This is a genomic window from Kocuria palustris (genome assembly GCF_007666205.1).
GTDB classification, from domain to species: Bacteria; Actinomycetota; Actinomycetes; order Actinomycetales; family Micrococcaceae; genus Kocuria; species Kocuria palustris_A.
This window is the reverse complement of record NZ_VDOR01000004.1, coordinates 56,449-81,207: the sequence shown is the minus strand read 5'-3', so window position 1 is coordinate 81,207 and position 24,759 is coordinate 56,449. Positions and strand designations below refer to the sequence as shown.

At 71.8% G+C, this 24,759-nt stretch carries 18 protein-coding genes and 1 pseudogene; 7 read left to right on the top strand and 12 right to left on the bottom strand.

All coding sequences use genetic code 11. From position 1 onward, the window contains the following. Positions 1–36 precede the first annotated feature (36 nt). The gene (locus tag FSY66_RS06205; protein WP_144792346.1) at positions 37–1,371 is read left to right on the top strand and encodes an MFS transporter; all 1,335 of its coding nucleotides are present in this window, start codon (positions 37–39) and stop codon (positions 1,369–1,371) included. A 142-nt stretch (positions 1,372–1,513) separates the two neighbouring features. Next, entirely contained in the window at positions 1,514–1,981 is a 468-nt protein-coding gene (locus FSY66_RS06200; protein WP_144792344.1) for a general stress protein, read from the top strand. 178 nt (positions 1,982–2,159) lie between these two features. On the opposite strand, the pseudogene FSY66_RS06195 reads toward FSY66_RS06200, so the two are convergent. From FSY66_RS06195 to ahpC, 3 genes and pseudogenes are all read right to left on the bottom strand, one after another. Then, a pseudogene (locus FSY66_RS06195) lies at positions 2,160–4,622 on the bottom strand (phosphoketolase family protein). A gap of 344 nt (positions 4,623–4,966) precedes the next feature. Further along, the gene (gene ahpF, locus FSY66_RS06190; protein ID WP_144792342.1) at positions 4,967–6,556 is read right to left on the bottom strand and encodes an alkyl hydroperoxide reductase subunit F; all 1,590 of its coding nucleotides are present in this window, start codon (positions 6,554–6,556) and stop codon (positions 4,967–4,969) included. Positions 6,557–6,720: 164 nt separating this feature from the next. After that, positions 6,721–7,284, bottom strand: a complete 564-nt coding sequence (gene ahpC / locus FSY66_RS06185) for an alkyl hydroperoxide reductase subunit C (protein WP_144792340.1) — start codon at positions 7,282–7,284, stop codon at positions 6,721–6,723. A 237-nt stretch (positions 7,285–7,521) separates the two neighbouring features. On the opposite strand from ahpC, the gene FSY66_RS06180 reads away from it, so the two are divergent. Next, entirely contained in the window at positions 7,522–9,741 is a 2,220-nt protein-coding gene (locus FSY66_RS06180; protein ID WP_144792338.1) for a catalase, read from the top strand. Between the two features lie 100 nt (positions 9,742–9,841). On the opposite strand, the gene FSY66_RS06175 is transcribed toward FSY66_RS06180, so the two are convergent. Continuing rightward, positions 9,842–10,882: a tyrosine-type recombinase/integrase gene (locus FSY66_RS06175; protein ID WP_144792336.1), complete on the bottom strand. Its 1,041-nt coding sequence runs from the start codon at positions 10,880–10,882 to the stop codon at positions 9,842–9,844. 1,031 nt (positions 10,883–11,913) lie between these two features. Between FSY66_RS06175 and FSY66_RS06170 the strand changes: the two genes are divergently transcribed. After that, positions 11,914–12,147, top strand: coding sequence for a hypothetical protein (locus tag FSY66_RS06170; RefSeq protein ID WP_144792334.1), 234 nt, complete (start codon positions 11,914–11,916; stop codon positions 12,145–12,147). Here the strand turns inward: FSY66_RS06170 and FSY66_RS06165 are convergent. After that, entirely contained in the window at positions 12,104–12,538 is a 435-nt protein-coding gene (locus tag FSY66_RS06165; protein WP_144792332.1) for a hypothetical protein, read from the bottom strand. The genes FSY66_RS06170 and FSY66_RS06165 overlap by 44 nt on opposite strands. A 280-nt stretch (positions 12,539–12,818) precedes the next feature. Here FSY66_RS06165 and FSY66_RS06160 point away from each other — a divergent pair, with 280 nt between their 5' ends. The 3 genes from FSY66_RS06160 to FSY66_RS06150 all read left to right on the top strand — a co-directional run bounded on the left by FSY66_RS06160 (position 12,819) and on the right by FSY66_RS06150 (position 15,150). Beyond that, positions 12,819–13,292, top strand: coding sequence for an NfeD family protein (locus FSY66_RS06160; protein ID WP_186304459.1), 474 nt, complete (start codon positions 12,819–12,821; stop codon positions 13,290–13,292). A 64-nt stretch (positions 13,293–13,356) separates the two neighbouring features. Beyond that, positions 13,357–14,628 (top strand): SPFH domain-containing protein, encoded by a 1,272-nt coding sequence (locus FSY66_RS06155; protein WP_144792328.1) that lies wholly within the window; start codon positions 13,357–13,359, stop codon positions 14,626–14,628. 186 nt (positions 14,629–14,814) lie between these two features. After that, positions 14,815–15,150, top strand: a complete 336-nt coding sequence (locus FSY66_RS06150) for an RNA polymerase-binding protein RbpA (RefSeq protein WP_144792326.1) — start codon at positions 14,815–14,817, stop codon at positions 15,148–15,150. Between the two features lie 215 nt (positions 15,151–15,365). Here the strand turns inward: FSY66_RS06150 and FSY66_RS06145 are convergent, their stop codons facing one another. The 7 genes from FSY66_RS06145 to FSY66_RS06115 all read right to left on the bottom strand — a co-directional run bounded on the left by FSY66_RS06145 (position 15,366) and on the right by FSY66_RS06115 (position 24,756). After that, positions 15,366–16,112: a polyprenol monophosphomannose synthase gene (locus FSY66_RS06145; protein ID WP_144792324.1), complete on the bottom strand. Its 747-nt coding sequence runs from the start codon at positions 16,110–16,112 to the stop codon at positions 15,366–15,368. A gap of 304 nt (positions 16,113–16,416) precedes the next feature. Continuing rightward, positions 16,417–17,589 carry a hypothetical protein gene (locus FSY66_RS06140; protein WP_144792322.1) on the bottom strand — a complete coding sequence of 391 codons (1,173 nt, stop codon included), beginning with the start codon at positions 17,587–17,589 and terminating at the stop codon, positions 16,417–16,419. 60 nt (positions 17,590–17,649) lie between these two features. Continuing rightward, positions 17,650–20,577, bottom strand: a complete 2,928-nt coding sequence (locus FSY66_RS06135) for a DEAD/DEAH box helicase (protein WP_144792320.1) — start codon at positions 20,575–20,577, stop codon at positions 17,650–17,652. 104 nt (positions 20,578–20,681) lie between these two features. After that, the gene (tatC, locus tag FSY66_RS06130) at positions 20,682–21,659 is read right to left on the bottom strand and encodes a twin-arginine translocase subunit TatC (RefSeq protein ID WP_144792318.1); all 978 of its coding nucleotides are present in this window, start codon (positions 21,657–21,659) and stop codon (positions 20,682–20,684) included. A 112-nt stretch (positions 21,660–21,771) separates the two neighbouring features. After that, positions 21,772–22,077 carry a Sec-independent protein translocase subunit TatA gene (gene tatA / locus FSY66_RS06125; protein ID WP_144792315.1) on the bottom strand — a complete coding sequence of 102 codons (306 nt, stop codon included), beginning with the start codon at positions 22,075–22,077 and terminating at the stop codon, positions 21,772–21,774. Continuing rightward, entirely contained in the window at positions 22,070–22,444 is a 375-nt protein-coding gene (locus tag FSY66_RS06120; protein WP_144792313.1) for a hypothetical protein, read from the bottom strand. Before FSY66_RS06120 ends, tatA begins: the two co-directional genes overlap by 8 nt. Continuing rightward, positions 22,441–24,756 (bottom strand): WYL domain-containing transcriptional regulator, encoded by a 2,316-nt coding sequence (locus FSY66_RS06115; protein WP_260853517.1) that lies wholly within the window; start codon positions 24,754–24,756, stop codon positions 22,441–22,443. Before FSY66_RS06115 ends, FSY66_RS06120 begins: the two co-directional genes overlap by 4 nt. Positions 24,757–24,759 lie beyond the last annotated feature (3 nt).

Genomic DNA, 24,759 nt, shown 5'->3' with positions numbered 1-24,759 from the left:
ACGGGCCGCCGGGCGGACGGATGCGAGAATGTCCGCATGCCCTCCCAGCCCCAGGTCCTCGGCCTGCTCGCCGATCCCGGCGTGCCCCAGAACGTGACCGATGCCCTCGCCGACGAGATCGCCGAGCGGCTCACGCGCCGGACCGGGACGCCGTGGGAGACCGAGGTCAGCCACTTCACCTTCCCCCTCAACGACGACGGCACCGTCCCGTTCAGCGCCCGCGCCCCGGGCATCCTCGAGCGCAATGACTGGCGCTACCTCGTCTACCTGACCGATCTGCCGCGTGCCCTGGATCAGCGGCCGGTCATCGCGGAGGTCGACGCCGCCGGGCGCTCCACGATGATCTCGCTGCCGTCGCTGGGTGCGCTGCGCCTGCAGGCCTCGGCGCGGGATCTGATCGTGGATCTGGTGGAGGTCAGCACCCGCGATGCGCAGCGCCCGGTCGATGGCGACGAGCTCGTCGAGGGGATCGGCGTCTCCCACGTGGCCGTGCGCCCCGGGCTGGAGACGGACGTCCACTACCTGGTGCGGCCGGGCCCCTCCGCCCGCCTGCGCCAGATCGCCGGGATGGTGCGCACCAACCGGCCGGGCCGCCTGGTCACGGCGCTCAGCGGCGGCATCGCCGCGGGCCTGGCCTCCGGCGGCTTCGGCGTGTTCTTCGGCAGCATCTGGACCCTGGCCGTCGCCGTGAGCCCGGCGCGCCACGTGCTGATCGGCGTGGTGATGGTCCTGACGTTCACGCTGTGGCTGATCACGCGCAACAGGCTGTGGTTCCACGACCGTGCGGCCACCGGCTCGGGCCGGGCCGCGGTCGAGAACATCGCGACGTTCGTGACGGTGCTGCTCAGCGTCGTCATGGTCTTCGCGCTGCTCTTCGTCGCGCTCGGCGCGCTGTCGGTCATCGTGATCGATGCCGACTACCTCGCCTCCCAGCTGGGCTACGCCCCGGGCCCCGGGGACTACATCGCGATCGTGTCGATGTCCGTCTCGATGGGCCTGCTGGCCGGCGCCCTGGGATCGAACTTCGATGACGCCGATGCCGTGCGCATCGCGACCTACTCCAAGCGCGGCCACGAGCAGCGCGAGAAGCTCGACGAGTACCGGGACGAGCAGGAGGAGGAGGGCAGCGGAGCGGACGAGCAGGACCGCGGCGGCGACCCGCAGGCCTCGGATGCCCGGCATCCCGACGAGCAGGACCGCTCCAGGGATGCCGAGCACACCGGCGCACCCGGGACCGAGCGGGAGGGCAGGGCCTCCCACGACGAGTACGACTCCCTGGCCGCGGAGGAGTCCCGGCCGGGGCCCACGCCGCCGCAGATCGGCACCACGGACGAGTCCTCCGGCCGGGGAGGCTCGTCGATAGCACGGTGACGTGCGTCTCGTCGACCCCGCCCCCTGTCCGCGGGCCGCGAAAAGCCCCCTCCGACAGGCCAGAATCGATGGCAACCGGTTGCCACGACCCCGCGTCCGCGTGCGTGAATGGGAGTGATTCCCAAGGAAAGGATGTGCACGCATGACGGAGATCCCCGCCGCCAATCTCGAGTTCCGCACGATCGGCAGCTACCGCAGCTACGCCGAGGCCCAGGAGGTCGTCGACCGGCTCTCGGACGAGAAGTTCGACGTCTCGACCGTCAAGATCGTGGGGGAGGGCCTGCGCTCGGAGGAGCGCGTGACCGGGCGCATGACCAAGGGCCGCGCCGCCGGCTCCGGCGCACTGAGCGGTCTGTGGTTCGGCCTGCTGATCGGCATCCTCTTCATGATCTTCGTGCCCGCGGCCTGGTTCACGATCCTGCTGTGGGCCCTGATCCTGGGTGCCGTCTGGGGCGCCGTGTTCGGCTTCCTGGCCCACCTGGCCACCGGGGGCCGACGCGACTTCAAGTCCGTGCAGGCCACCGTGGCCGAGACCTACGACGTGAAGGTGGTCGCCCAGCGCGCCGATGAGGCCCTGGCCGTGCTCAGCGCGCCGCGCGTCGAGGCCTGATCATTCGGATCGATCCTCCCGACCGCGGCGACGGACGTCGCGATCCGGCAGGCGCGAGCGCCCCGCAGCCGATCGGCTGCGGGGCGCTGCTCTGCCCGGCGTCGGTCGCTCCCCGGACCCGGGAGACCGGCGGGCCCGGGGACGGCGGCCCCGGACCCTTGCCGCTCCGGTCAGCAGATCACTCGTTGTCGCCGCCGGTGTCGTCCGCCGGGGCCGCATCGGCGTCGGAGCCGTCCTGCCAGTGCCACTGCGCGACCTCGGGGATGTCCGCGCCGTGCTCGCGCGTGTAGGCGCGCGCACGGGCGCGGGCGTCCTGCATCTGCTGGCGCAGCTCGGCCTGCCGCGAGGCCAGCCCGGGCACGTGGTCCAGCGCGTCGATCACCAGCTGGTACCGGTCGATGTCGTTCATCAGCAGCATGTCGAACGGCGTGGTGGTCGTGCCCTCCTCCTTGTAGCCGCGCACGTGCAGATTCACGTGATTGCTGCGGCGGTAGGTGAGGCGGTGGATCAGCCACGGATAGCCGTGATAGGCGAAGATCACGGGCTTGTCGGTCGTGAAGATGCCGTCGAACTCCCGGTCGTCGAGCCCGTGCGGATGCTCCTCCTCGGACTGCAGCCGCATGAGGTCGACCACGTTCACCACGCGGACCTTCAGGTCCGGGACCTCCTCGCGCAGGATCTTGGCCGCGGCCAGGATCTCCGTCGTGGGGACGTCGCCGGCCGCCGCGAGCACGACGTCCGGGTCCGTGCCCCGCAGCTCGGTGCCCGCCCACTCCAGGATGCCCAGGCCGCGGGTGCAGTGCGCGATGGCCTCGTCCATGGACAGCCAGTCCGCGGTGGGCTGCTTCCCCGCGACGACGACGTTGACATGGTCGTCGGAGCGCAGGACGTGGTCGTAGGTGCTCAGCAGGGTGTTGGCGTCGAAGGGCAGGTAGACGCGCACGATCTCCGGGGACTTGTTCATCACCACGTCGATGAACCCGGGGTCCTGGTGGGTGTTGCCGTTGTGGTCCTGGCGCCACACATGCGAGGACAGCAGGTAGTTCAGCGACGAGATCGGGGCGCGCCACGGCAGCGACCGGGTGACCTTGAGCCACTTGGCGTGCTGGTTGAACATCGAGTCGACGATGTGGATGAACGCCTCGTAGGAGGTGAACATGCCGTGGCGGCCGGTGAGCAGGTAGCCCTCGAGTCAGCCCTGGCACTGGTGCTCGGAGAGCATCTCCATGGCCCGCCCGCGGCGCGCCATGTTCGAGTCGTCGTCCTCGTAGAGCGCGTTCCACTGCTTGGCGGTCGCATCGAAGACCGGGGGCGCCAGGCGGTTGGAGGCCAGCTCGTCCGGGGCGAAGATGCGGAAGTTCTCCGGGTTGGCCCGCACGACCTCCGTGAGCCATTCCCCGAGCCGTCGCGTGGGCTCGGTGAGGCGCGTGCCGCGGTCGTCGTCGGCGACCTCGACGGCGAAGTCGCGGAAGTCCGGCAGGCGCAGGTCCTTGCGCACCAGGCCGCCGTTGGCGTGCGGGTTGTCGCTCATCCGCCGGGGTCCCTGCGGGGAGAGCTCGAGGACGGCCCCCGAGGGCGATCCCCGGTCGTCGAAGAGCTCCTGCGGGGCGTAGGAGCGCATCCAGTCCTCGAGCATGCGCAGGTGCCCCTCGTCCTCGCGGACGTCGGACAGCGGCACCTGGTGCGCCCGCCAGCTGCCCTCGATGCGCTGCTCGTCGACCTCGGGCGGGCAGGTCCAGCCCTTGGGGGTGCGCAGGATGATCATAGGCCAGGCGGGGCGGCCCTCGAGCGTGCCGTCGGCGGCGGACTTCTTGATCCGGGCGATGTGGTCCAGAGCCGCGTCGAGGGTCTCGGCCATGCGGCGGTGGACGGCCTCGTGGTCCTCGCCGTCGAAGCCGCCGGTCATCACGTACGGGGTGTGCCCGTACCCGCGCATCAGCGCGAGCAGCTCGTCCTCGGGCAGGCGCGCCAGCAGCGTGGGGTTGGCGATCTTGTAGCCGTTGAGGTGCAGGATCGGCAGCACGACGCCGTCGTGCAGCGGATCCACGAACTTGTTGGAGTGCCAGCTGGTGGCCAGGGGTCCGGTCTCGGCCTCCCCGTCCCCGACGACCGCGCAGACCAGCAGGTCCGGGTTGTCGAAGGCCGCGCCGTAGGCGTGGCTCAGCGAGTAGCCCAGCTCGCCGCCCTCGTTGATCGAGCCCGGCAGCTCGGCGGAGGCGTGGCTGGGGATGCCGCCGGGGAAGGAGAACTGGCGGAACAGCCGCCGCATGCCGTCCTCGTCGCGGGTGATCGAGGAGTAGACCTCCTCGTAGGTGCCCTCGAGGTACGCGTTGGCGACCATGCCCGGGCCGCCGTGGCCCGGGCCGGTGATGTTCACGACGTTCAGGTCGCGCTGCTGGATGACGCGGTTCATGTGGGCGTAGACGAAGTTCAGCCCCGGGGTCGTGCCCCAGTGCCCGAGCAGGCGCGGCTTGATGTCGTCGCGCTCCAGCGGACGGCGCAGCAGCGGGTTGTCCAGCAGGTAGATCTGCCCGACCGACAGGTAGTTGGCGGCGCGCCACCAGCGGTCGATCCGCTCGATGGTCTCGTCGGTGATCGCGGTCCCGTCTCCTGAGGTGCGCCAGGCGGTGTCGGCGGTCATGGGGTGCTCCTCTGCTCCAGCGGTGCTGAGCGGCCGCGGCGGATGCCCGGCCGACGCCGGTGGAGTCCGTCCGTCCCTCGGCGGCCCTCCCTCGGCGCCTTCAGCGTATGGCGGCCCTTCGACCGCGCTCTGGCAGTGGCCGCAGGTTCCACGCAGCAGGGCCGCCAGTCCGCTCGAGCCCTGCACGCGCGCGACGACGGGCCGATCAGCGAGTGCTGATCGGCCCGTCGTCGTGCGGGATGCGCTCCTGGCAGCGCCGCGTCAGGGGCGCAGACGGCGATCCGGTGCCGCCCGGGCCGCAGGATGACGCCTGGCGGCCAGGCGTCCGGAGCAGGGACCCGGGATCAGGCCGGCACGGCCGCCTTGGTGCGGATCAGGTGCTCCCAGGCCGAGAGACCGGCCGTGGCCCCCGCGCCCTGCGCGACCACGATCTGCTTGAACGGGATCGCGGTGCAGTCGCCGGCCGCGAACACCCCGGGGATGTTCGTGGCGCCGTGCTCGTCCACCACGATCTCGCCGCGCTGGGTGAGCTCCACGCCGCTGGTGCGCAGCCAGCCGGTGTTCGGCATGAGGCCGATCTGCACGAACAGCCCCGAGAGCTCGAGCTCGTGCGTCTGATCGGTCGTGCGGTCCATGTAGGCCAGGCCGGTGACCTGCTTGCCGTCGCCGATGACCTCGGTCGTGGCCGCATTGGTGATGACGTCGACGTTGTCCAGCGAGCGCAGCTTCTCCATCAGGACGTCGTCGGCGCGGCATTCCTCGAGGAACTCCAGCACCGTCACGTGGTTCGTCACGCCGGCCAGGTCGATCGCGGCCTCGATGCCCGAGTTGCCCCCGCCGATCACGGCGATGTCCTGGCCCTTGAACAGCGGGCCGTCGCAGTGCGGGCAGAAGGAGACACCCTTGTTGCGGTACTCGGACTCGCCCGGGACGCCCATCAGGCGCCAGTTGGCACCGGTGGCCAGGACGATCTCCCGGGCCTGCAGCGCGGCCTCCTCGCCGAACTTCACGGTGTGCAGGCCGCCCTCCTCCTCGGCGGGGATCAGCTCGGTGGCGCTCTGCGCCTTGACCACGTCGACCTCGTACGAGCCCACGTGCTGCTCGAGCGCCGCGGCGAACTTGGGGCCCTCGGTGTAGGGGACCGAGATGAAGTTCTCGATGGCCATGGTGTCCAGCACCTGACCGCCGAAGCGCTCGCCCACGAGACCCGTGGTGATGCCCTTGCGCGCGACGTAGATCGCGGATGACGCGCCGGCCGGGCCCTGGCCGACGACCAGGACCTCGTACGGGTCCTTCTCGTTGAGCTTGGCCGCGGCCTTGGCCTCCGCGCCGCTGTCCAGGCGGGCGACGAACTCCTCGATCGTCGTGCGGCCCTGGCCGAAGTGCTCGCCGTTGAGGTGGATCGTGGGCACGGACATGATGCCCTGCTCCTCGACCTCGTCCTGGAACAGCGACCCCTCGACGGCGGTGTGCTTGATGCGGGGGTTGATGACCGCCATGGTGTTCAGCGCCTGGACCACGGTGGGGCAGTTCTGGCACGACAGGGACATGTAGGTCGTGAACTCGTAGTCGCCGTCGAGGTCGGCGACCTGGTCGATGAGCTCCTGCTCCTCCTTGATGGGATTGCCGCCCACCTGCAGCAGGGCCAGCACGAGCGACGTGAACTCGTGGCCCATGGGGATCCCGGAGAAGGTGACGGCGACGTCCGTGCCCTTGCGGGAGATCGTGAACGACGGGCGGCGCTCGTGGGCGCCGTCGTCGCGGCGCACGGTGACCTTGTCCGAGAGCGCGGCGATGTCGTCGAGCAGCTTCTCGAGGTCGGCGGAGGCGTCGCGGTCGTCCAGCGAGGAGATCAGCTCGACCTCCTCGGTGATCCGGGGCATGAGCTGCCGGAGCTGCCCGGTGAGGTTCTCGTCCAGAAGGGTCTTGGCCATGTCTGCTCCTGTGCTGTGTCGGTGCTCGGATGCGCAGCGCCCGGCGCGGGGCGCCTGCGGGATCCGCTGGGATGCGACGACGGCGGGCCGGCGCGTGCCGGCCCGCCGTCGTGCGCTGCCGGGCTCGTCGTCGAGGACGGCTCGCGGCGAAGGGTCGGGCTGGATCAGATCTTGCCCACGAGGTCGATGCCCGGGGTCATCGTGTCCTCGCCCTCTTCCCACTTGGCGGGGCAGACCTCGCCCGGGTGGGCCGCCACGTACTGGGCGGCCTTGACCTTGCGCAGCAGCTCCGAGGCGTCGCGGCCGATGCCCTCGGCGGTCTGCTCGATGTACTGGATGGTGCCCTCGGGATCCACCAGGAACGTCGCGCGGTCGGCCTGGCCGGCGCCCTCGCGCATGTTCTGGAAGTTGCGGGTGATGTCGCCCGTGGAGTCGCCGAGCATGTAGTAGCGGACCTTGCCGACGTGCTCGGAGGTCTCCTGCCAGGCCTTGTGCACGAAGTGCGAGTCGGTCGACACCGAGTAGACCTCGACGCCCATCTCCTGGAGCTGCTCGTAGTGATCGGCCAGATCGCCGAGCTCGGTGGGGCACACGAAGGTGAAGTCACCGGGGTAGAAGAAGAAGACGGCCCACTTGCCCAGGACGTCGTCCTGGCTGACCTCGACGAACTCTCCGTTGTGGAAGGCCTGAGTGGTGAAGGGGAGGATCTGGGTGTTGATCAGTGACATGCCGGGTTCCGCTCCTGTTCGTCTCGCTTAATCTGACTACTTCTCAATAGTGGCATGAATGCGCCGGGAAGACCACTGGGGCCTGTCATATGTGAGGCACATCACATTACGGGCTGCTGTGGGTCTGCTGAACGCGTGGACAGCCTCCTTATGATCCGTCCCGATCCGGGATACACAGAGGCATGGCAGGTGGATGAGCACGTGCCGACCAGCGCAGTACGACAGAGGAGATCCGTCGTGTCAGATCATGATTCCCAGATTCCGCAGGTCCCCGGCGTCCCGGGCTCGGAGGCCGCTCCCGTCGAGGAGCCCGTCCAGCCCCGCGGCCCGCTGCCGCCCAAGCCCGATCAGGCCGCGCCGCAGGCTCGCACCGCCACCGGCGCGCAGACCGGGGCCGAGCCCGCCGACCGCGCCCAGCAGGGGGAGTTCCTCACGACCGCCCACGGGGCGCGGCTGCGCAGCTCCGAGCAGGCCCTCAAGGCCGGCCCCCGCGGGCCGATCCTGCTGCAGGACCATCACTTCCGGGAGAAGCTCTCCCACTTCGACCACGAGCGGATCCCCGAGCGCGTGGTCCACGCCCGCGGATCCGGCGCCCACGGCGTCTTCGAGTCCTACGGGACCGCGTCCGGGCTCAGTGCCGCCGGCGTCTTCGCCGAGGGCAGGCGGACCCCGGTGTTCGTGCGGTTCTCCACCGTCCTGGGCTCCCGGGGCTCGGGCGACCTGGCCCGCGACACCCGCGGCTTCGCCACGAAGTTCTACACGGACGAGGGCACGTGGGACCTGGTGGGCAACAACATCCCGGTCTTCTTCATCCAGGACCCGATCAAGTTCCCTGACGTGGTGCACGCGGCCAAGCCGCAGCCCGACCGGGAGATCCCGCAGGCGCAGTCGGCCCACGACACCTTCTGGGACTTCGTCTCGCTGCACACCGAGGCTCAGCACCACACGCTGTGGAACATGGCCGATCGCGGCATCCCGCGCTCGCTGCGGATGATGGAGGGCTTCGGCATCCACACCTTCCGCCTGGTGGCCGCGGACGGCGCCACCTCTCTGGTCAAGTTCCATTGGAAGCCGAAGCTGGGGGTCCACTCGGTGCTGTGGGAGGAGGCCCAGCTGATCAACGGAGCCGACCCGGACATGCATCGCCGCGACCTCGCCGACGCGATCGAGGCCGGAGCCCACCCCCAGTGGGAGCTCGGCGTGCAGGTCTTCCCGGACACGCCGGAGCAGACCTTCGAGGGCATCGACCTGCTGGATCCCACCAAGTTCGTCCCGGAGGAGCTGGCGCCGGTGCAGCCGGTCGGGCTCATGACGCTCGACGCCAACCCGTCGAACTTCTTCGCCGAGACCGAGCAGGTGGCCTTCAACCCGAACAACCTGGTGCCGGGCATCGACGTCACCGACGACCCGCTGCTGCAGGGACGCCTGTTCTCCTACCTGGACACGCAGATCACCCGGCTGGGCGGGCCGAACTGGACGCAGCTGCCGATCAACCGCCCGCATGCGCCCGTCAACGACATGCTGCGCGACGGCATGCACCAGTCCGCGGTGCACTCGGGTGCGGCGCCCTATCGCCCGAACTCGCTGGACGGGGGCAACCCGTTCGAGACCCCCGAGGCGCAGCGCCCGTTCATCGACGTCCCCCAGCCCGTCGAGGCCTCGGTCAAGGAGCGCCGCCGGCCGCAGTCCTTCGACGACCACTTCAGCCAGGCCCGCCTGTTCTGGCTGTCGCTGAGCGAGGTCGAGCGCGAGCACACGGCGCAGGCCTACACGTTCGAGCTCGGCAAGTGCTGGGACGAGAACGTGCGCCTGCGCCAAGTGCGGCACCTGGCGGCCATCGATCCTGCTCTGGGCCGCGCCGTCGCCGAGGGCCTCGGCCTGCCCGAGCCCGAGCCGACCGTGCCGCCCGCCGAGGACGTCCGCGCTTCCGCTGCGCTGTCGCAGGTCGGGAGGACATGGCCGGTCGACGGCCGCCAGATCGGCATCGTCGTCGGCCAGAGCGTCGACGGCGCGGCCCTGGCCCAGCTCGTGCGCGAGATCGACGAGGCAGGCATGGTGCCGCTGGTGATCGCCCCGACCGGGGGAGCCGTGGCCGAGGGCGTGGTCGCCCAGCGCACGCTGCTGACGGCCCGCTCGGTCGAGTTCGATGCGCTCCTGGTGGCCTCCGGCCCCCTGCCCGGCCCGGACGCCCACCAGGGGCTGGACGCCAAGGCGGCCGCGCCCGGCCCGGACGAGGTGGACCCGCGGGCCAGCCTGCTGCTGCAGGAGGTCTGGCGCCAGGCCAAGCCCGTCGGCGCCTGGGGCACGGGCATCGACACCCTGGGGGCGCTGGGACTGGCCGACGGCGCCGGCGTCACCGTGGGCGAGTCGCCCCGGGAGGTCCTCTCGGGAGTCCAGGACGCGCTGACCCGCCACCGCGTGTGGGAGCGCTTCCCCGGAACCGGCCGGCTGGTCTGAGCCGATCCCTCCCGCGGAAGGCTGCGGCGCTGCGAGGGCAGCGTCGGCTGCGACGGCGGCCCCGATCCCTGACCGGGGGTCGGGGCCGCCGTCCTCCGCGTCAGGGGTGCAGGGGATGGGCGTCGATCGCGGCCGAGAGCTCGCCGGGCAGCTCGTCGAGGTAGCGGCTCGTGGTGGACACGGAGCTGTGCCCGAGCAGCCGGGCGACGACCTTGACGTCCCAGCCGTCAGCCAGCATGAGGGTCGCGGCCGTGTGCCGCAGCCCGTGCGGGACGACGCCGCGGGCGCGGCGCGGGTCGGCGGCCCGGGTGCGCTGGACGGCGCGCTCGAGCAGGCGCTCGATGTCCCGCACGGCCAGACGGCGCCCCGTGGCAGACAGCAGCAGCGGCGCCGGTGCTTCGGGGCCCAGGCGAGCCCGGTACGACGAGATGAGCTCGTCGATCCAAGCGGCGATCGGCACCGTGCGCGTGCTGCGGCCCTTGCCGTAGACCACGAGTCGGGCGGGTCCGCCGGGGCCGGCGGGGGAGTGATGGTCCGCATCCAGGCGCACGATCTCCCCGGCGCGCAGCCCCACGACCATCATCAGCCCCAGGGCGATGGCGTCCCGGTCCCGGTGCCGGTTGGTCGCCTCGGTGCCGGGGCCGTGGCGCAGCAGCGCCTGCGCCTCCTCGATGTCCAGGGACGTGCGCTCCACCCGCAGCGGGTCCTCCGCCTGCGGGGTCAGCTCGGAGGCGCCCATGGGCGAGATCGTGGCCCACGACTGCTCGACGCAGTAGGCGAAGAACCGGGAGAGCGAGCGCCGCATCCGCAGGGTCGAGCCGGCCGACTTGGCCTCCCTCGCCGTGACGGCCATGCGGCGACGGGCGTCGTCGATCTCCTCCCCGGCGCGCGGCTTGCGCCGATGATCCGCGGTGCCCGCGAAGATCAGCAGCGCCTCGTCCACGTCCTCGCCGGTGACCGACTCCGCCGTGTGCTCCTCCGCCCGGGGGAGCAGCTCCAGGAAGCGCTCGAGATCCACACGGTAGTTCTTGGCCGTGGCCGCGGAGAGGGACTGGACCCGCGCACGACGCTCCACCGAGGCGAGGAAGCGCTGCACGGCCTCCCGCAGCGGGATCTCGACGGGCGGGGGAGGCAGAGCCATGGAACGGCCGTCCTTCGGTGGGCGGGGAGAGGGAGGTGCCGATCCCGGGGGAGTCGAGCAGGGGAGCACCCACCGATCGGCGACTCGAACATACTATCGAAGGGAGGGTGTCCGGCGCGGGCAGGCAGGGGAGCGAGCCGCATTCACTCGGAATTCCCTTCCGATGCGAAGGAGGGAGCTCGGAGGCATTCCGCTCCGCCGTGCTGTCGGCATCGCAGCGGCGATTCTTCGGATCGTGTCGTTCTATTTATCTACTACGACACGGAATCAGCGAACCCGCCGACCAAGAGGTCGCGGCCCGCCGCTGCGCCGCGGCGCCCGCGGGGCACGAACCCTTTCTGACGTGGAGCGACGATGCGCTCTGCCATGCCTCCCGCGGAGAGGCTGCGCCGACGACGAATCGCCCTCACGGCATTCACCGACAATACCGCAGAGCCTCCGCTCAGGGGATCGCGTCGCGATCCGCGGACAATGCCGCGGGGTGTCTACGGGTGGATATCGGAATCCGGACGGACCGCTGCGCCGCATATCTCGCGCCGATGGCAGAGCGTCGGCTTCACGGCCCGGCGCACCGCGGGCGGACGGCGCCGCCTCGGACCCGAACGGGGCTGAGGGGCCGCGAGTCCGTACGCTGCCGGTCGTCGCGCGCTCACCACGCAGCGGTGCTCGGAGGGCCCGGCGCGACCGCCGCAAGCTGCGCTCCGCGGGCCCGCGGAGGAGGCCCCTCGCGGGCGCATCCCGCCGCTCGGAGCACTCGACTTTACATAATGTAGATTATCGGCTTTCGAAGGACGAGGTCGACACTCCTGTTGCGCGGCTCGTCGCCCCTCGGTCCGCCGCATGGCACCGACGGTGTGGACGTCCGCGTCCCGGATGCCGCAGGCGCAGTGCAGCCGATGCCCGGCGACGACCAGGTGATGCCCGCCGCAGGACGCGAGTTTCCCGGCGGGACGGACTACGGTGGACACGATCCGCTGTGGGCCGAGCCTCACGGACCCCAGACCGCCACCGCCTGAGAGGCCGCATCCACCATGAGCAAGGAAATCGAGTTCCTGAAGGGCGTGGACAAGCTCCACGCCTTCTACACGGAGAACGTCCGCATGCTCGCGCACGCCTACGACCTCGAGGACGAAGAGGCCGCCAAGCTGCTCGGGCGCTACGAGTACCGCAATGTCTCGCGCAGCATCCTGCGCCCGCCGCGCGTCGACCCCCTGGGCCAGATCATCGGGGACCAGCCGCAGGACCCCGACTCCCCCGAGTCCTGATCACCGTGCGCCCCGCGGGATCGTCGATCGCGAACTCCCGACGACGATCCGACGGGACGGACTCGGCCAGCTGCTGCGCGCGGGCCCGCTGACGGGCCGTCGGGCGCGGGCCGGTGCGCAGGTCCACCAGGACCACGGAGATCTCGTGCTCCGCCTCGATGGCCCGGCGCCACTGCTGGGCCTCGTCCTGAGCGGTGCCCCGCGTGCGGGGATCCGCCTCCCCCGTGCACAGCAGGACGCGCTTGTGCTGCAGGTCCGGGATCGGCCTCATGGCCCGCGCCATGAGAGCCGGCAGGTGGGCCTGAGCCGTGGTGAGCGCAAGAAGACCGGCCGCAGCCCCCGTGACGCCGGCGCCGACGGCCGATGCGGCGATGGGTGCGATGATCTTCACGGACTCTCCTGCTTCTTGTGTCTCTTGCGGGCCTGCTGCTCCTGCGGTCCCGGACGACGAGCTCGCCTGCCCTCGTCCACGCGCGGCGCGTCGCGAGGAGCGTCAGCAGATCTTATGTCAGGTGAACACGAGATGAACAGCAGATGATTCCCGTTCACCGTGCGAGTCCCGCCGCTGCGATCCGCGACACACGACCTCGCCCTCCGGTTTTCAAATGCGAACCCTGACACAATGGGGGCACAGACCGCCGACGACGAAGGGCCGCCCGATGCTCGACTGGATGACCGCCGATGGATGGATCCTGTGGCTGATCGTCGCGGCCGTGCTGATCGTGATCGAGGTGCTGACCCTCGATCTCACGTTCCTGATGCTCTCGATCGGCGCGGTGGCCGCCGCCGCCTTCTCCGGACTCGACGGCGGGAGCTGGGCGCTGCAGATCGTGGTCTTCATCGGAGTCTCGCTGCTGCTGCTCTTCGTCGTGCGCCCGCCCCTCATCGCGCGCATGCAGCGCGGGCCGGGCCGCGAGGGGCTCTCCAACGCCGACCGGCTCCCGGGCTCGAGCTGCACCGTCCTGGAGCCGGTCTCCTCGGCCACCGGCCTGGTCCGGCTGCACGGCGACGTCTGGAGCGCCCGCACCTCCGGACCCGAGATCCCCGTGGGCGAGACCGTCTACGTCCAGCGCGTCGACGGCGCGGCCGTCGTCGTCGATCGCTCGGCCCCCGCCCTGGGCGACCCGGACCTCGACCGCGCCTGAGCATCCCCGGCTCCCCCGCGGTCCCACCTGTTCCTCCGACCCCGAGACACTCGAGGAGAGCCCCATGATCGCCACGATCATCCTGCTGGTCATCCTAGTCGTGGTCGCCGTCGTGATCCTGCTGAAGGCGGTGCGGATCATTCCGCAGGCCCGCGCAGGCATCGTCGAGCGCCTCGGCAAGTACCAGTCCACGCTGTCGCCCGGACTGCACATCCTGGTGCCGTTCATCGACCGCCTGCTGCCCATGATCGATCTGCGCGAGCAGGTCGTCTCCTTCCCGGCGCAGTCGGTGATCACCGAGGACAACCTGGTGGTGGGCATCGACACCGTCGTCTACTTCCAGGTCACGGACCCCCGGGCCGCGACCTACGAGATCACCAACTACATCCACGCCGTCGACGAGCTCACCTCGGCCACGCTGCGCAACGTGGTCGGCGGCCTGAACCTCGAGGAGACGCTGACCTCCCGCGACAAGATCAATGCCGAGCTGCGCGGTGTCCTGGACTCCACGACCGGGCGCTGGGGCCTGCGCGTCTCGCGCGTGGACATCAAGGAGATCACTCCCCCGGCATCGATCCAGGACTCGATGGAGAAGCAGATGCGCGCCGAGCGCGACCGCCGCGCCGCGATCCTGACCGCCGAGGGCGAGAAGCAGTCCCAGATCCTCACGGCAGAGGGCCAGCGCCAGGCCTCCGTGCTCTCCGCCGAGGGCGACGCCAAGGCCGCGATCCTGCGCGCCGACGGCGAGGCCCAGGCCATCCAGAAGGTCTTCGACTCGATCCACCGGGCCAAGCCCACCCAGAAGCTGCTCGCCTACCAGTACATCCAGACGCTGCCCAAGGTGGCCGAGGGCTCCGCGAACAAGGTCTGGATGATCCCGGCCGAGCTCGGCGACGCCCTGCGCGGCGTGGGCGAGTTCCTCGGCAACCCCGACTCCGGTCCGGACTGGGGCGAGGTCATGGAGGACGAGGACCAGCGGGAGGCCGAGGCGCGCCGCCAGGCGAAGGACGACGAGGGCCTGGTCAAGGTCACCGATGAGGACCTGAATCCCTCCAAGTCGTTCACGGATCCCGATGAGTTCCAGGTGCCCGGCCCCGAGTCCATCGACCCGAACGCCCCGGTGGACCTCAATGCCCCGCTGCCGGGCGACGGCGGCGGCTCCGGCGGGGGCGGCGCCCAGAACGGTGGCCCTGCCGGCTCCTCGCCGGCGGGGCCGTCGGAGCGCCGGGACCTGCCCTTCGACCAGCAGGACCGGCCGCGTCAGGATCAGCAGGCCCCGGGTCGACATGCCGACCCGGGCACCGGGCACGGCGGAGGCTGGGATCAGCAGCACTGAGCCCGGCTCCGCCCAGGACTGCGCTCGGCAGTGCTCCTCCTCCGCATTCCACGGGGGTGGCCCGTCCGCAGGACGCGCCGGAGCACGGTCGCCGCGGCATCAGCCGAGGGGTCCGGGAATAGACTCGGGCCCCGCGGCGTTGCCGCCTTCAGCAGCACGTGTCCCCATCGACAGGAGAAACACCCGATGAGCGATCGCAGCCTTCGCGGCATGCGCCTCGGTTCGCAGTCCATGGAGTCGGAGGCCGGCGTCGAGCCTGCCTCGCGGCAGCGCGTGGAGTACCGCACTCCCGAGGGCGAGTCGGTCTTCGTCACGTTCGCCATGGAGGCGGAGGTCCCGCCCGTCTGGCACACCAAGACGGGCCAGGAGGCCATCATCGTCGACGGCGAGAAGCCGGAGAACCCCAATGAGAAGCATCAGCGCACGCACTGGGACATGCTGATGGAGCGCCGCAGCACCGAGGAGCTCGAGGAGATCCTCCAGCAGCGCATCGACTACTACCGCGAGCAGCACGCGCTGTGATCACGGCGCGCATCTGACGGCTCGGCGCGGGTCGGCCGAGCTCCGGGCAGCCGAGCGCGAGCCGCAGCCCGATCGGCGTCCGGACAGGACCGCGGAAGGGCCGCTCCCCTGCAGGGAGCGGCCCTTCGTCATGTCGCCTCCCGGTGCCGGCACCGGCGCCGCACCGGCATCGGCGGACGCCCGCGCCGGGCGCACACACCGAGCTCGGGGCCGGGTCAGCGGCCGAGCACGCCCTGGGCCTTGTCGCGCAGCACCTTGGCGCGGGCGGTCAGGCCCCACTTGGCCACGTTGACGATCGCCTCGCGGGTGATGTCGGCGCTCATCTTGGAGTCGCCCTCGGCCCGCTCGACGAACGTGATCGGGACCTCGACGACCTGCAGGCCGGCCAGCTCCGTGCGCCAGCCCAGGTCGATCTGGAAGCAGTAGCCGCGCGAGGTGACCGACTGGAAGTCGATGGCCTGGAGCGTCTCGGCGCGGAAGGCGCGGTAGCCGGCGGTGATGTCGCGGATGTTCGAGCCCAGGAAGAACCGGGCGTAGATCCCGCCGCCGCGGGAGATGAACTTGCGGATCCACGGCCAGTTCACGGTCGAGCCGCCGGGGACGTAGCGCGAGCCGATGGCCAGATCCGCCCCGTTCTCCACGGCCTGCAGCAGCTTGGGCAGCTCCTCCGGCTGGTGCGAGCAGTCGGCGTCCATCTCGACGAGGATCTCGTAGCCGTGCTCCAGGCCCCAGGTGAAGCCGGCGATGTAGGCCTGGCCCAGGCCGTTCTTCTCGGTGCGGTGCAGGACGTGGATCTGCGAGTCGGCCTCCGACATCCGATCCGCCATGTCGCCCGTGCCGTCGGGGCTGTTGTCGTCCACGACCAGGACGTCGCCCTGCGGAACGGCGCGGCGCAGCCGGTCCATGACGGTCGGCAGCGACTCGCGCTCGTTGTAGGTGGGGATGATGATGAGGGAACGCACGCTGCGCGCATCCTTTCGCCGTGGAGCTTCGAGCAGGACATCGAGGATCAGCCCGCGGGCTGCTCCCGCATCGACCGGAGCCCGGCCGCGTCGCTGCGGCCGCCGAGTCAGCGCCGGGAGCGCTGCGCGATCGGTGCGGAGCAGTGAGTCTAATCCGGCCCCGGCACCGCACCAACAGGTCGAGGGCGCGCCGACGGGGATGCGATCGGAGGACCGCTGCCCCCGACTCTGCCATGCCCGGATCACGGGCGACGGCATTGACGGGACCCGCTCCCCTGGCGAGTGCCTGGGAGACGAGGACGCCTCAGGCTGTCGGCAGGCTGCGGCCGTCGACCACGGTCTGCGTGCAGCGCGGTGCGGCCTCGTCCTCGAGGGCGGGCAGCAGCGGGGTGCGCGCCCGCGGATCGGTGCTCCACGAGGCCCCCGTCCCCTCGGCCTGCTGGACCATGAGCGCCTCGACCTCCCACACCGCATAGGTGGCCGGTGTGCCCGAGGCCAGCTGCCCGGCCAGCGGATGCCCGCCCCCCAGAGCCCGCCAGGCACCGCGGGTGGCCGCGACGAATGCGGCGCGCGCCGAGATGCGCTGCTGCGGGTCCGGATGGCGCATCAGGCTGCGCACGGCCTCCCAGCCGTCGAGCGCCGCACCGCCGGTGCCCCACACGACCGGGATCCCCTGCCGGTAGAGCTCCGCGACCGGAGCCTGCGAGGAGGGATCCAGGCACACGGTCGCCGCACAGGCGGCGATCCGCTCGAGATCGGCTCCCGCCAGGTCCACGGCGCCGATCAGATCGATCCGGACGCCCAGTGCGTGCACGGCGCGCTCGCCCTCGGCCGCCGCGATGGACTCGAGGCCCTCGAGGGCGGCCGCCAGGCCGGCGCGATCGGAGACGGCCAGGGCGGGATGCAGACCTGCCCGGCCGGCGGATGCGGCGAATCCGGCCGCCTCCGCGGACCGGCCTTCGCCGATCTGGCGACGCAGGCCCACCAGCGGGACGTCCTCGCATGCGGCGCGCAGCTCGGCCACCGCGGTCTCGACGTCCGCGTCGCCGGCGGAGCCGTCGTCGGCCGCCGGGGAGGCGAGGGTCGGCCACAGCAGGATCCGGGGGCCGGTCCCGGAGCGGGCGGCCTCGATCCACTCCTGCAGTCCCTCGTCCTCGGCCGCCGCGGCGGCCGTGTGCACGAGGGCGCCCAGACCGAGGCTCGCGGCCCGGGCCGGCGAGCCCGCCCGGCGCAGATCGACCGAGCTGTCCACGAACGCCGGGGTGATCAGCCGGCCGTCGAGCTCGACGACCCTCATGCGGTCGTCCTGCAGGGAGTCGGCGGCCTGCTCGGAGCCGACCCAGACGACCTGCGATCCCTCCGCGATCAGGGCGGAGGCTCCCGGGTCCACCGTGGTGTAGACCGAGCCGCGGCGATACAGGACGGGCCCGTCCGCGGGCGAGCGGTCGATGCGAGGTGCCGCGGTGTCAGCGGTCATGGTGCTCCTTCAGGGGCTCGGGTGCGTGGGACGGCGGCGTCCCGGTGCGCAGGGCGGCGCTCAGGGCTCGGGGTCCTCCAGCACGGACTGGACGACGACGCCGCGGCGGATGAGGTCGACGGCGCGCTGGCAGCCGGTGCGCGTCTGCGGGCTGAGGCTGCGGATCGAGGCCACCTGGTCCAGCAGGTCGATGACCTGCTTGGTCCAGCGCACGAAGTCGCCGGCGGCGAGCTCGGTGTCCTCGATCGTGGCCCGCAGCGATGCGCCGCGGGCCCAGCGGTGCATGGGCCCGACCATGCCCAGCTCGGGCTCGGCGGTCTGCTCGACGCGGTGCTGCTCCTCGAGATCCGTCAGCCGCGCCCAGTGGGTGACCGCGGCGGCCACGGCCTGCTCGATCCGCGCCGAGGGCAGCCGCGGCCTGGCTCCGGCGTCCTGCCGCTTGGCCTGATACGTGAAGATCGTGGCGACAGCCGCGATCGAGGCGGGGTCCAGGCCCTCCAGGATGCCGTCGCGCAGCCCCATGGCCAGCAGCAGGTCCCGGTCGCCGTAGATGCGCCGCAGCGTCTGGCCCGCGGGGGTCGGGCGCAGCTCGTCGTCGCGCAGCTCCAGGTAGTCCAGGGCGTGCAGCACCGCCGTGATGCGGTCGAAGGTGGCGGCCACGGCGTTGGTGCGGCCGTCGAGCTGCCGCATGAGGCGGTCGGTGTCGCGCCGGAGCCGGTGCCAGCGCTCGGCCCAGCGCGCGTGCTGCTCGCGGTCGCTGCAGCCGTGGCACGGGTGCTCGCGCAGCCGTCGGCGCAGCTCGGCGATCCGCGCCTCGGAGCCGGAGCCGCCGCGGGCGAAGCGCGGCTGATCCCCGCCGCTGCCTGTCCGCGGAGGGACGCCGTCGCGCAGAGCCGCGTGCATGGCGCTGCTGAGATTCCGCCGCTCCTTGACGGAGGACACCGCGATCCGCTTGGGCAGGCGGATCCGGGAGACGGGACGCAGCGGCCCCTCGAGATCCTGGGGGCCCAGCCTGCGCAGATGCGCGTCGTGCGTGACGATCGACGGCCGGGGCTGCGGCGAGTGCGGATCCGGGGACACCACGACGGCGTAGCCCCGGCTGCGTCCCTGGGGAATGTCGACCACGTCGCCGGGCAGCAGATCCTGCAGCGACGAGGCCGCCTCCGTGCGGCGGGCGTGGGAGCGGGCCTTGTCGGCGGACTTCTCCGTGTCCTTGAGCTCGCGGCGCAGGCGTGCGTACTCGGTGAAGTCGCCGAGGTGGCAGGTCATGGCCTCCTCGTAGCCGGCCAGGGCCTCCTGGTTCCGCCGCACCTCCCGGGCCAGGCCGACGACCGAGCGGTCGGCCTGGAACTGCGCGAAGGACGACTCGAGGATCCCGCGCGTGCGCTGGGCCCCGAACTGCGCGATCAGGTTGACCGACATGTTGTAGGTCGGGCGGAAGCTCGAGTTCAGCGGGTACGTGCGCTTGGAGGCCAGGCCCGCCACGGCCTGCGGATCCGTCCCCGGGCGCCACAGCACGACGGCGTGGCCCTCGACGTCGATCCCGCGGCGGCCGGCGCGGCCCGTGAGCTGGGTGTACTCCCCCGGCGTGATGTCCACGCGGGACTCGCCGTTGAACTTGTCCAGCCGCTCCAGCACGACCGAGCGGGCCGGCATGTTGATGCCCAGGGCCAGGGTCTCGGTCGCGAAGACCGCCTTGATGAGCCCCTGGGCGAACAGCTCCTCGACGACCTCCTTGAACAGGGGCAGCAGCCCGGCGTGATGGGCGGCAACCCCGTGCAGCAGGCCCTGGCGCCACTCGTGGAAGCCCAGGACGTCGAGATCGGCGTCGTTGAGGGAGGCCGCGGCCTCGGCCGTCACGGCGCGGATGGTGCGCCGCTCCGCCTCGTCCGTCAGCTGCAGGTCCGCGGCCAGGCACTGGGTGACGGCGTCGTCGCACCCGGCACGGGAGAAGATGAAGGTGATCGCCGGGAGCAGGCCCTCGCTCTGCATCCGGCGCAGCAGGTGAGGGCGGGTGATCCGCGGGATCGACGAGGGGCCGCTGTCGCGCTCCGAGCCGTGCCGGCGGTCGTCGTGGCCGCCCCTGCCGCGGCCCCCCTTGCCGCGCCCGCCTCCTCTGCCGCCGCGTCCCGAGGACTGCCGGAGCCGATCGCGGGATCGCCCGCCAGGGCCGCGGCGCCCGGCGGATCCGGAGCGGGCCAGGTGCAGCAGCTCGGGATTCACCGCGGGAGGCTCGATGCGCGCCTGCTCCCCCGACTCCCGGGCGCGCTCGAGGCGCTCGGCCTTCTCCGCGGCCTGCTCGACGGTGTCGGTCACGAACAGGTCCATGAGCTCGTGGCCGACCTGCATGTGCTGCCACAGCGGCACGGGGCGGTGCTCGGAGACCACCACATCGGTGTCGCCGCGGACCGTGCCGAGCCAGTCGCCGAACTCCTCGGCGTTCGAGACCGTGGCAGAGAGGCAGGCCATCTGCACGTGCGGCGGGAGGTGGATGATGACCTCCTCCCACACCGCGCCGCGGAAGCGGTCGGCCAGGTAGTGGACCTCGTCCATGACGACGAAGCCCAGGTTCGCCAGTGTGGGCGAATCCGCGTAGAGCATGTTGCGCAGGACCTCGGTGGTCATCACGACGACGTCGGCCTCGGAGTTGATCGAGGTGTCGCCGGTGAGCAGGCCCACGCGCTCGGCGCCGAAGCGGCGCACGAAGTCGGAGTGCTTCTGGTTGCTCAGCGCCTTGATGGGCGTGGTGTAGAAGGCCTTTTGACCGCGATGCAGGGCCAGGTCGACCGCGAACTCCCCCACCACGGTCTTGCCGGCGCCGGTGGGCGCTGCGACCAGGACCCCGCGGCCCTCCTCGAGGGCCTGGCAGCCTTCGAGCTGGAAGTCGTCGAGCTCGAAGTCCAGGCTCCGGGCGAAGCGGCTGCGGTGGGTCCGGGCCTGCGCGGTGCGGGCCTTGGCTGCCATGTATCGCTCGGCTGGACTGGGCATGGCTCCACCCTACGTCGCAGCACCGACAGCCCTGGCCGGCCTTCGGGAGCCGGGGCCGTCGGACGGGACGGGGCCCGGACCGGACTCCGGCTCGGCGGCCCGGCTCAGCGTCCCGGCTCGGGTCCGCCCAGCCTCCGGAGCTCCTCCTCCGACGTGGCCGCCAGGTCCACGGGGCCGCCGGCCCGGCCGGAGCCGCCCACGGCGTCGAGCTCATCGGCCGAGGTCGCGCTGTCGGCCGAGAGCTCGGTCTGGGTCTCCCGGGCGGCCGCCCGCCGGGCCCGGCGGCGATCGAGCAGCAGGCAGATCGCGACGGCGATGAAGAACAGCAGCAGCAGCGGGATCGCCAGGTAGAACATGGTCATCATGTCCGGCCCGGGCGCGGCCATGGCCGAGATGATCAGCACGATGATCACGACCCAGCGCCACGACCGCAGGATCGTGCGCCCCTTGAGGATCCCCACCATGTTCAGGCCCACGAGCAGGACCGGCAGCACGAAGGAGATGCCGAACGTCAGGATCAGCTGCATGAAGAACGTGACGTAGACGTCGGCGCCGATCAGGTTGGTGCCGCCCGACGGGGTGAACGACGTCAGCGCGACCACGGCGGTCGGCAGCACCAGCACCGCCACGGCGCAGCCGGCCAGGAAGAGCGGGACGGCCGCGAGCACGAAGCCGTAGGCGTAGCGCTTCTCCTTCTTCTGCAGCGCCGGCATGATGAACGCCCAGATCTGGTAGAGCCAGACGGGGCTGGAGATGATGATGCCCAGCGTCATGGCGACCTGGACCATCTGGTTGAAGGGCCCGCCGACCGAGTTGTAGTTGACGGCCGCCTCCTGGCCCTGGGCCGCGGCCACGGCGGTCAGCGGCTCGGTGATGTAGGCCATGAACGGGTTGTAGACCACGAAGCCCACGACCATGCCGAGCACCACGGCGATCGCGGACTTGATCACGCGGTTGCGCAGCTCGCGCAGGTGCTCCGTGAGCGCCATCTGCGCCTGCGGGTTCATGCGGCGGCTGCGGACCCGGCGCTGGGCCTTCCTGTCGGCCCGGGCCGCGGTCTTCCCCGGCTGCTTCTCGGTCATCCTGCGTCTCCCTGGTGGCCGCCGGACGGCGGCGTCGACGGCACGCGAGCCGGGCCGGAGCCCTTCAGGACTTCGGCCCGGCGATCATCGGAGGGGGCGCCCGGCCCCCGCATCATCGGACGGTGCCGTCGGAGTCCGAGGCGGCCGGGGCCGCGCCGTCGGCGGCGGTCGAGCCGTTCGAGCGGCGGTCGCCCGAGTCGCGGACGGTCTCGCCGTCGACGATCGTGGACTCGTTCTCGCCGCGGGAGGCCTTGCCGCCCTTGTCGTCGTCCTTCATCTCCTTGACCTCGGACTTGAAGATCCGCATCGACTGCCCGAGGCTGCGGGCCATGCCCGGCAGCTTGGGCGCGCCGAAGAGCAGGATGATGACCAGCAGGATCAACACGATGAACATCGGATTGTCGAAGAGCCTACCCATTGCGGTGTTCCTTTCCTCGTGCCGTCTGCAGGTCCTGGACCCGCTGCGGCTGACCTCTGCGCGCCCGTCGCGCCATGCGCTCGGAGCGTCGTCGGTGACTGTCCTCACGATACTTCAGCCGGGCCTCGCCCCACGGGGTGAACACGTCCGTCCCGCGCGGGCGGCCGGCCCGGGCGGCGCGCTGCTCGGCGGCCTGCCGCGACCGGGCCTCGATGAGCTCAACGGTCGCACCGAGCTCCCCCAGCTCGCGCGCGGCGCCCGCGAACCGGCGCCAGACCGTCCAGGCCAGGATCCCCAGCACGATGGCGGAGATCCCCACGACGGCGCTCCAGAGCACCACCCACATCCACCAGGACACGGCGCTCACCCTATCCCCGGGGACTGCTCGTCGCCCGAATCGAGGTAGGGGGCCATGGCAGTGTTCACCCAGAGTTCCCCGGCCTCCACGACCGGCGGCGGGGCCAGGGCGCCGAGCTGGCCGCCGAACCGCGTCACCAGGGAGAACGCCTGCTCCGCCGTGGTGAACGAGATCTGGGCGGCCTCGAACTCGACGGGCACGTGGGCGGACGAGCGCCCGCGCACCGCGGCCGGGGCCTCCTCGGGCTGCGCGGAGCCCCCGGCCGCCGCCTGCTCGGAGGCGGCCGGCGGCAGCTCGACGACGGCCATGCGGGTCGCGCGGTACTGATCCGCGATCCAGCGGCTGCGGCGGTCGGTGACCAGGGCGATCTCCGTCTCCGCCGACAGGGCGGGATCCCGCGGCCGCGGCCGCGGGCGGGAGGCGAGGTCCTCGTGGCCGTCGGCGTCGCCGACCACCAGCGCCGAGCGCACGCGGTCCAGGCGGAACTCGCGCAGGGCCTGCGCGCGGGTGCACCACGCGATCACGTACCAGTAGGTGTTCGACGACGTGAGGTGCAGCGGATCGATCTCGCGCTCGGTGACCTCGTCGCGCGAGGCGACGATGTACTGGATGCGCACGCGGCGGCGGCCGTCGATCGCCCCGCGCACCAGGTCCACGAGCGAGTCGATCGGATCCTGGGCCGCGCTCCAGGCGGTGATCGACGGCAGGGGCTCGAGCTCCTCCGGCCGGCCGGCCGCCTCGAGGGAGGCCGCGGCCAGCGCGGTGTCCGCGCGGGCGCCGACCGCATCCACCACGGTCGCGGGCTCGCCGGCGGCCTCGGCCACCTTGCGCAGCGCGGAGTCGATCGCCGGGGTCTGCTCGCCGGGAAGGGAGCGCAGGGTCTGCAGCCCGATCAGCAGCGAGGCCGCCTCGGGCTGCGTCAGGCGCACGGGGTCCGAGATCTCGTCGGCGTTCGAGACGTTGACGGGCCCGCCGTCCCACGAGGCCTCGATGAGCTGGTCCGGGGTGTGCCCGGGGCGGCCGCAGACGAAGAGCAGGCCGAGGTCCTCGACCACCTGGTCGACGTCGACCTCGACGTGCCGGGCCACCTCCTCGACGTCCGCGCCCTGGTGGCCGTAGACGAAGCGCACGATCTCCAGCAGGCGGGACAGGTGCTCCGAGGACGACGTCGAGGTGCGGCGGGAGCGGCGGGAGGGCTGGTCCCAGTCGACCCGGACGCCGCGCAGCCGCTGCTGGAACTCGGCGGCCCCTCGCAGCCGGCGCAGCACGCTCGAGCGCACGCGCGTCTGCAGGCCCGGCTCCGGCCGCTCCGGCTGCAGCAGCGCCTCGATCGGGTCCATCGCCTCGAGCTCGACGTCCAGCGGGTCCGCCTCGGGGAGGTCGGCGTCCTGAGCGGGGGGCATGAAGGCGTCGGGGCCCACGGCGGCGACCTCCTCGGCCACGCGCTCGGGCTCCGTGACGGGCACGAGCAGCCGGTCCCGCCCGCCGCTGCCGGCGCCGAGCGACTCTGCGGAGGCCATGCGCCGCAGCATCTGGCCGCGGCCGGGGGCGATGTCCACGCTCACGCACCCCAGGGCCGGGGCGGCCTCGAGGGCGTCGAGCCGGTCGTTCATGGAGAACCCGGCCGGCGGGTCGAACGTGTGCGCGGTGGCACGGACCTCCGAGACGATGCGCGAGAGCCGGAACGTGCGCTCGGCCCGGCGATCGAGATCCCAGCCCGTGACGTACCACGAGCCGAACCGCGAGCCCACGCCCCACGGCTCGAGCCGGCGTCGGGTCTGCTCGTCCGTGGAGGCCGCCAGGTAGTCGAAGCGCACCTGGCGGTGGCGCAGGACGGCCTCCATGAGCGGGGCGAACGCAGGCTCCTGGACGGTCACGGTCGGCTGGATCATGGGCGCCGGCTCGTCCTGGACGGCCGAGGCCTCCAGGACGGGCTCGAGCTTGCGCAGCGCGCGCCGGGCCACCGTGCCCAGCGAGGCCTCGGTCCAGGCGTTGGCGGCCAGGCCGAGCACGGCGGTCTCCTCCGCCGTGAAGCGCAGCGGGGGCAGGGTGAACGAGCCGCGCGGGATCCGGTACCGGAAGGTCGCATCGTCCTCGAAGAGCAGCGACTCCGGCACCTCCTCGATCGGGAAGCCCAGGGCGCGCAGCTCCTGCTTGTCGCGCTCGAACATCCGCTCGAAGCCGCCGTCGGTCGTGGCCTCCTGGTAGTCGGGCACGACCTCGCGCAGCTCCGCGCGGGTGTAGCCCCGTTCGCGGTACAGCAGCGCGAGCATGAGGTTCAGCCGACGCTCCGTCGCGCGTCGGCGCTGGTCGGCAGGCACCGT

What these genes read in the sequence shown, in the direction of transcription:
- FSY66_RS06205 (WP_144792346.1), top strand. Translation starts at nt 37, where the DNA reads ATGCCCTCCCAGCCCCAGGTCCTCGGCCTGCTCGCCGATCCCGGCGTG.
- FSY66_RS06200 (WP_144792344.1), top strand. Translation starts at nt 1,514, where the DNA reads ATGACGGAGATCCCCGCCGCCAATCTCGAGTTCCGCACGATCGGCAGC.
- ahpF (WP_144792342.1), bottom strand. Translation starts at nt 6,556, where the DNA reads ATGGCCAAGACCCTTCTGGACGAGAACCTCACCGGGCAGCTCCGGCAG.
- ahpC (WP_144792340.1), bottom strand. Translation starts at nt 7,284, where the DNA reads ATGTCACTGATCAACACCCAGATCCTCCCCTTCACCACTCAGGCCTTC.
- FSY66_RS06175 (WP_144792336.1), bottom strand. Translation starts at nt 10,882, where the DNA reads ATGGCTCTGCCTCCCCCGCCCGTCGAGATCCCGCTGCGGGAGGCCGTG.
- FSY66_RS06170 (WP_144792334.1), top strand. Translation starts at nt 11,914, where the DNA reads ATGAGCAAGGAAATCGAGTTCCTGAAGGGCGTGGACAAGCTCCACGCC.
- FSY66_RS06160 (WP_186304459.1), top strand. Translation starts at nt 12,819, where the DNA reads ATGACCGCCGATGGATGGATCCTGTGGCTGATCGTCGCGGCCGTGCTG.
- FSY66_RS06155 (WP_144792328.1), top strand. Translation starts at nt 13,357, where the DNA reads ATGATCGCCACGATCATCCTGCTGGTCATCCTAGTCGTGGTCGCCGTC.
- FSY66_RS06150 (WP_144792326.1), top strand. Translation starts at nt 14,815, where the DNA reads ATGAGCGATCGCAGCCTTCGCGGCATGCGCCTCGGTTCGCAGTCCATG.
- FSY66_RS06140 (WP_144792322.1), bottom strand. Translation starts at nt 17,589, where the DNA reads ATGACCGCTGACACCGCGGCACCTCGCATCGACCGCTCGCCCGCGGAC.
- FSY66_RS06135 (WP_144792320.1), bottom strand. Translation starts at nt 20,577, where the DNA reads ATGCCCAGTCCAGCCGAGCGATACATGGCAGCCAAGGCCCGCACCGCG.
- tatC (WP_144792318.1), bottom strand. Translation starts at nt 21,659, where the DNA reads ATGACCGAGAAGCAGCCGGGGAAGACCGCGGCCCGGGCCGACAGGAAG.
- tatA (WP_144792315.1), bottom strand. Translation starts at nt 22,077, where the DNA reads ATGGGTAGGCTCTTCGACAATCCGATGTTCATCGTGTTGATCCTGCTG.